The sequence below is a fragment of the Streptococcus suis genome, from assembly GCF_002964045.1.
GTDB lineage: Bacteria > Bacillota > Bacilli > Lactobacillales > Streptococcaceae > Streptococcus > Streptococcus suis_U.
The window spans coordinates 1-407 of record NZ_POPB01000668.1 but is presented as its reverse complement, the minus strand read 5'-3'; the positions used below and the strand labels follow the sequence as shown (position 1 = coordinate 407).

Genomic DNA, 407 nt, shown 5'->3' with positions numbered 1-407 from the left:
TACGAATTCTCACTATCTCCACGGGCATTTTACCAATTAAATCCCCAACAAACAGAAATTCTCTATGGCGAGGCCGTCAAGGCTTTGGATATTTCAGGAGATGAAGACTTGATTGATGCCTACTGTGGCGTGGGCACAATCGGCTTCGCCTTTGCTAAAAAGGTCAAATCTGTTCGAGGTATGGACATTATTCCAGAAGCCATCGAGGATGCTAAAGCAAACGCTAAGCGAATGGGACTATCCAATACCCACTATGAGGCAGGTAAAGCAGAAGAAATCATTCCAAAGTGGTACCAAGAAGGCTACAGGGCCGATGCCTTGGTAGTTGATCCTCCACGGACTGGACTCGACGAAAAGCTCCTCAAAACCATTTTGGATTACAAACCAGCTAAAATGGTTTATGTATC

The 407-nt window shown here is 45.0% G+C and carries 1 protein-coding gene; it reads left to right on the top strand.

Annotated elements, in window-relative coordinates:
• Positions 1-407, top strand: a 407-nt coding sequence (locus tag C1E99_RS14000) for a class I SAM-dependent RNA methyltransferase (RefSeq protein ID WP_153060292.1), incomplete at both ends; no start/stop codon positions are given.